Below are 5,450 nucleotides of genomic sequence, written 5' to 3'. Positions count from 1 at the left end.
CGGCGAGCCCACGAGCCAACGCCGAGCTCCGTGTGCGCCCCTCCGGCGCCAGCCTCCTGCATCTCGATCCCGCCGCCTGGAAAACCATGGTGGAGCTTATTTGCACGCATGGGATCGGCTGGCTGCTCACGGCCCTCGCCGCCACCCTCGGCGCGCCGTTCTGGTTTGATCTGCTGTCCAAATTCATGAACGTCCGTCAAGCTGGCGAACGCCCAAAACCGTCCACTCCTTCTCCTGCATGATTCAAGAAGCCCTTAAAGCGGTGGTGGGAGACCTGAATGCTGCGCTGCGGCGGCAACGGGGTGATTCGCGTGACCGCGTAATCCTCGACCATCTGTCCAAAGCAGGAGCAGAGGAAGCGGACGACCATATCTGCTGCATGCTGACGCAGATCACGGAGGAAAAAAACATCGCCAACGTGGCCACGCCAAGGCAGGCGCCGGAGGCCATGCAACACCAGAGGCCCCCGGTCATTCTGAACCTGCAGCTGCTCTTTGCCGCGCAGTACACGCGATATGAGGTGGGCCTGGAAATGATTTCCCAAGTGATCGCCTATCTTCATGCAAAACCGCTTTTCACGCCTGCCAACACCCCGACGATGCACCGAGGTCTGGACCGGCTGACACTGGAGATGTACTCTTTGAACTCCTCCGAGCAAAGCGCCCTGTGGAGCATGCTGGGGGAAGATTACGTTCCTTCGGTGCTATACTCCATGCGGATGCTGACCTTTGGCGGCAGCCAGATCTCTGCCCTCGACCCGAGCGTGAACCCACCCGCCGCCGCAGGAGGAGCTGTCAGCACTTGAGCGCGAAGCAAGCTGTCATCACGGCATTGCTACCGCTCTTTACCATGGAGGTGCTGCACCAGTATCTCAGCGGGGGCGCTTATGCCGCCTTTGCCCTGAAACCGCTGGGAGACACTGAGAAGATCTTGCAGCGTCTGGGTTGGGCGGGCGAGCAGCGGGAGAACACTTTCACGCTCTACGCGGAGCGCGCTGCAGCGATGTTGGAGCAGGACGCCGTAACACCTGATTTGTGCTACGCCATGAAGTTTCATGATCCGGACTTTGCCAGATACACGGATCTTTCGCCGCGATCAGAAAGCATGCTGTCATTCACTGGCATGTCCAACCAGCTGCATGCGTCTTTTATGAAATTCGACAGCGGCCTCAAAACACATTCACCTGCCATCATCTCTTTTTCCGTGAATCAACTGCTGAGCGATCTTCAGAGTCACTCGGTTCATTCAAATCCACCTCAGAGAGAATCCGAAGGCGACGTGCCCCGCGCCCGGCTGACATTTTCATCACGCTCCACGATCTGGCGCTATGACTTTTTCAATCACAGAGGCGCTGCTGCAAAAGACTACGCTGTCGTGCCAGCAGTGCCCGCCAGCACTGGCGCGCATCTTGAGTTTAAACTGGTGGCAGGATTAATGGGACCCGACGGAGAGACCTCCCTAGCCTTTGAATCCAGCCGCGCTATCCCGCTCGCAGCCGCCCCACGCGAATGCTTCATGCTGTTGCTCAACAACAAGAAGCTCATTGCCGATCTGCCCACCCCAGGTCTGGACTTTATCCGGGGCGGTGAAGACTGCACGCCCCGCTCATGCCAGATCATCTATCTTTAACTTCCGGCATCCCCATCCCGGTCTTCAAGTTCTCCACCGACCTTTAATCCACCAATCCAACCATGGCATCGTCCTTGCAAACTCCTGGCGTTTACATCAATGAAATCAACGCCTTCCCGAATTCCGTGGTGCCCGTGGCGACGGCGGTTCCCGTCTTCATCGGCTACACCATGCGGGCGGACTACAAGGGCAAGTCGTATGTGAACCAGGCGGTGAAAATCAATTCGCTGCAGGACTACCTGACCTTTTTCGGTGCCGTCTCCGGGACAGGCCCGGCACCCGACTCGGAGCAGTATTGCCCCATCTACCACATCGTCCCCTCCCAGGGTGAAGGGGACGTGACCATCGGTGGCAAGCCGCTCGATCTGCGGCCCGACCCGTCCACCATTTACTACCTGTACAACAGCATCAAACTGTTCTACCAAAATGGCGGTGGCACAGCCTTCATCGTCTCTGTGGGCTCGATCGCTCCCCCACCCTCCTCCAGCAAGCCGCTGACCGCCGGCAGTCCGCTGGTGAACCCCAACATCAAGCACGACGATTTGTACGCGGGGCTGCAGACAGCCGCACAGGAGGCGGAGATCACCATGATCGTGATCCCGGAAGCCGTGCTGCTGAAGCAGAAGGACTACGCCACTCTCCTGAAAAACGTGCTGGACCAATGCGGCGGCGACTCCAGCCAATGCTGCGCGCCGGGCAGCCGCGTGGGCCTGTTTGACATCTACGGCGGGGAGGCCCCTGATCCCGAGCTCTGGTACCAGCCGGGCGGAGAGATCGAAACCTTCCGGGGGGATGTCGGGATGAACCATCTCAAATACGGCATCGCCTACTATCCGTTCTTGAAGACGACCATCGTGCAGGACAGAGACATCAATTACGTGAACATGGGCGGCGCCAAGGAGCTGGCCGCAGTGCTGCCAGATGCCGGCACCGATCCGGTCAAAAATATCCTGGGTCAGATTCAGGCGCCACCGGCCACGAATGAGCCGAGTGCGCTCCAGCTGGAAAACGCCCTACTGAGTGCGAGCGCTGCCTACCGCACCCTCCACGATCACGTGCTGGTAAAGATCAACACCCTGCCCCCCGGCGCGGCCATGGCGGGACTCATCACCATGGTGGACAACAGCATTGGTGTCTGGCGCGCACCGGCCAACTTCAGTCTCGCTGCGGTGTCTGACACCACGCTGAAGATCACGGACATGAACCAAGGGCAGTTGAACGTGGACTCTGTCACCGGCAAGTCCATCAACGCCATCCGTGTGAAGCCGGGCTTCGGCGTCATGGTCTGGGGCGCGCGCACCCTCGATGGCAACAGCATGGACTGGCGCTACGTGAACGTGCGCCGCACAATGATCTTCATCGAGCAGTCGCTCAAGAATGCGATGCAGAGCTACGTCTTCCTGCCCAATGTGGACAGCACCTGGTCGCTGGTGACCAGCATGGTCACCAGCTTTCTGACATCGCAGTGGAACCAGGGCGCGCTGGCGGGCGCCTCGGCGGCCGCCTCTTTCAATGTGGCCATCGGCCTCGGCCTCACGATGACGCCTGACGACATTCTGAACGGCTACATGAATCTGTCCGTGCAGGTGGCGGTGTCACACCCGGCGGAATTCATCACCATCAACATCTCGCAAAAGGCACAGAGCTAGTCCTCGTCCTCACCGTCATTCCCCTCCCAACGACCCCATAACTTTAGAAATAGACTTCATTTATGCCCGACGACGGATCAGCACAAAGCACGACGGTATGGCCATTGCCAGCCTTTCATTTTCAAGTCACCATCGGAGCTGCCGACGCAGTCACAGGCGCCTTCTCGGAGGTGACGGGATTGAACTCTGAAACGCAGGTGATTGAATACCGGCACGGCAACAGCCCGACGTACTCCACGATCAAGATGCCCGGCATCACCAAGGTGGGGAATGTGACGCTCAAGCGCGGCATCTTCAAAAGCGACAACAGTTTCTGGAACTGGTACAGCTCCATCCAGCAGAACACCATCAAGCGGCAGAATGTCGTCATCGCCCTGCTGGACGAAAAGAAAGCCACCACCATGCAGTGGACGCTGACCAATGCATGGCCCACGAAATTCACAGGAGCCGACCTGAAGAGCGACGGTAATGAGGTCGCCGTGCACACCATCGAACTCGCCTTTGAAACTCTGAGCGTGACGAACAAGTAAGCGGCGCAGCTTCAAACCCACATTTCCCCGTGAACTGAAATGAACACTCAACAATCAGGCCCTGAAGCAGGGCCGTATTATCCACCCGTGGCGTTTGCCTTTCGCCTGCAGATGGTGGGCTCTGGCATGCCGCAAGATGAGGCAGGCTTTCAAGAGGTCTCCGGCCTGAGCATGGAGATGGATACCGAGCCTTACCATGAGGGAGGCCAGAACCAGTTCACGCACAAGCTTCCGAATGGTGTGAATGGCGGGACCTTGGTGCTGAAGCGTGGATTCATTGCGAAGGAAAAGCCGCTGTATCTTTGGTGTGAGCGCATTCTGCAAGGTGGACTGAACAGCCCCATCCAGCCTGCCACCTTCAATCTGCAGCTCCTCTCCGCGCAAAGCACGTCCTCCATCGCCATCCAAGGAGACGTCCTGAAATCATGGACATTTCTCCGCGCCTGGCCCACGAAATGGGACATCTCGGGCTTCAACTCCATGGAGAGCCAGGTGGTGCTGGAGTCGCTGGAGCTCAGCTACACCACAGTGGTCCGAACGCATGCTCCCGGCTCCTAGCCACATCACCCCCGCATCATCCTCTCATGCCCATTGAACTCCGAGAACTCATCATCCAGGCACGTATTGAGCCTGCAAGTTCCGCATCTTCTCCTCACGAAGACTCAGGGCTCACTCCTGCTGAACTCCAGAAGATCATCGATGCTGTCATGGAACGCGTTGAAGAACGGCTGGCTGAGGCCCAGCAACGCTGATCCTCATGAGCAGCCCGACCAAACTGATCATCGACGCATATGAGAGCGAGGACTACTCCGGCAACCCGGTGGGCAGCTACACCGCGCAGGTGAACCCGAGCAGCTATTCCGTGGACCGAACGCTGAATCCCACCGCCGGGGCCTTGAGAAGGAGCCAGGGATCGCTGCTATCGACGATGAAGTTTGAGATGCTGTTTGACGGTACAGGCGTCATTGAATCCCCTGGTGGAGAGCCATTCAATGTCGCCGCTGAGCTGAGCAAGTTCGAGTCTGTGGTGTACTCCTTTGATGGAAAGATTCACCGCCCGCACCACCTGCAGATCGTGTGGGGACCGGCACCGCCCTTCAAATGTGTGCTGACGTCGCTGTCGATCACCTACAAGCTCTTTGACATCGAAGGCAGTCCTCTCCGGGCGCTGGTGAATGTAAACTTTGCCTCAGTGACTCCGCAGCTCCCGCTGGAGGTGCAAAACGTCAGGCCGGTCAAGGAGCTGCTTCACGTGGCCACAGTGCAGGCAGGTGACACGCTGCCGCAGCTCACCGCCCGTGTGTATGGAGATGCGCGCTACTACCTTCAGGTGGCGAAGTACAACTCTATCATCAACATCCGCAGCCTGAAGCCAGGGCAGCAAATCAAGTTTCCACCTTTGACCTAACCACATCATGCCAGCCTCTTCTCCAGCAAGCACAGAATCAGATCTGATCACCTTCACCCTCAAAGCCAACGGGAAGGATATGACCGATCTGCATGAGGTCGCTTCCATCGTCGTGTCCATGGCGGTGAACCGCATACCGCTGGCACGAATTGTCCTGCTAGACGGGAGCACACCGGAGGAGGCCTTTACAGCCAGTGAGTCCGATGATTTTGCGCCCGGATCATTGATCGAGAT

Annotated in this window: 7 protein-coding genes and 2 pseudogenes; all 9 read left to right on the top strand. The window is 58.2% G+C overall.

The features are described 5' to 3' along the window. Window positions 1-242: pseudogene (locus tag ACIREA_RS25695) on the top strand (hypothetical protein); the annotation flags it as partial. Continuing rightward, complete coding sequence (locus tag ACIREA_RS25690) at window positions 239-805, top strand: DUF4255 domain-containing protein (RefSeq protein ID WP_397385178.1); 567 nt, start codon at window positions 239-241, stop codon at window positions 803-805. The pseudogene ACIREA_RS25695 and the gene ACIREA_RS25690, both read left to right, overlap by 4 nt. Continuing rightward, complete coding sequence (locus ACIREA_RS25685; RefSeq protein WP_397385177.1) at window positions 802-1,629, top strand: hypothetical protein; 828 nt, start codon at window positions 802-804, stop codon at window positions 1,627-1,629. Before ACIREA_RS25690 ends, ACIREA_RS25685 begins: the two co-directional genes overlap by 4 nt. Window positions 1,630-1,691: 62 nt before the next feature. After that, on the top strand, window positions 1,692-3,278 hold the full coding sequence (locus ACIREA_RS25680) for a phage tail sheath family protein (protein ID WP_397385176.1): 1,587 nt from the start codon (window positions 1,692-1,694) through the stop codon (window positions 3,276-3,278). A gap of 62 nt (window positions 3,279-3,340) precedes the next feature. Continuing rightward, on the top strand, window positions 3,341-3,808 hold the full coding sequence (locus tag ACIREA_RS25675) for a phage tail protein (protein ID WP_397385175.1): 468 nt from the start codon (window positions 3,341-3,343) through the stop codon (window positions 3,806-3,808). Window positions 3,809-3,847: 39 nt separating this feature from the next. Continuing rightward, on the top strand, window positions 3,848-4,366 hold the full coding sequence (locus ACIREA_RS25670; protein ID WP_397385174.1) for a phage tail protein: 519 nt from the start codon (window positions 3,848-3,850) through the stop codon (window positions 4,364-4,366). A gap of 26 nt (window positions 4,367-4,392) precedes the next feature. Continuing rightward, a complete protein-coding gene (locus tag ACIREA_RS25665; RefSeq protein ID WP_397385173.1) occupies window positions 4,393-4,560 on the top strand; it encodes a DUF5908 family protein in 168 nt (55 codons plus the stop codon). A gap of 5 nt (window positions 4,561-4,565) precedes the next feature. After that, window positions 4,566-5,216: a hypothetical protein gene (locus ACIREA_RS25660; RefSeq protein WP_397385172.1), complete on the top strand. Its 651-nt coding sequence runs from the start codon at window positions 4,566-4,568 to the stop codon at window positions 5,214-5,216. A gap of 7 nt (window positions 5,217-5,223) precedes the next feature. Continuing rightward, window positions 5,224-5,450: pseudogene (locus ACIREA_RS25655) on the top strand (Rhs element Vgr protein); the annotation flags it as partial.

Origin of the sequence: Prosthecobacter sp., from assembly GCF_044373815.1 — a bacterium.
Lineage (GTDB): Bacteria > Verrucomicrobiota > Verrucomicrobiia > Verrucomicrobiales > Verrucomicrobiaceae > Prosthecobacter.
This window is presented reverse-complemented; position numbering and strand designations above follow the sequence as displayed.

Bases quoted from the DNA above. Each gene is read 5' to 3' on its own strand.
- ACIREA_RS25690 (WP_397385178.1), top strand. From the start codon at position 239: ATGATTCAAGAAGCCCTTAAAGCGGTGGTGGGAGACCTGAATGCTGCG.
- ACIREA_RS25680 (WP_397385176.1), top strand. From the start codon at position 1,692: ATGGCATCGTCCTTGCAAACTCCTGGCGTTTACATCAATGAAATCAAC.
- ACIREA_RS25675 (WP_397385175.1), top strand. From the start codon at position 3,341: ATGCCCGACGACGGATCAGCACAAAGCACGACGGTATGGCCATTGCCA.
- ACIREA_RS25670 (WP_397385174.1), top strand. From the start codon at position 3,848: ATGAACACTCAACAATCAGGCCCTGAAGCAGGGCCGTATTATCCACCC.
- ACIREA_RS25665 (WP_397385173.1), top strand. From the start codon at position 4,393: ATGCCCATTGAACTCCGAGAACTCATCATCCAGGCACGTATTGAGCCT.
- ACIREA_RS25660 (WP_397385172.1), top strand. From the start codon at position 4,566: ATGAGCAGCCCGACCAAACTGATCATCGACGCATATGAGAGCGAGGAC.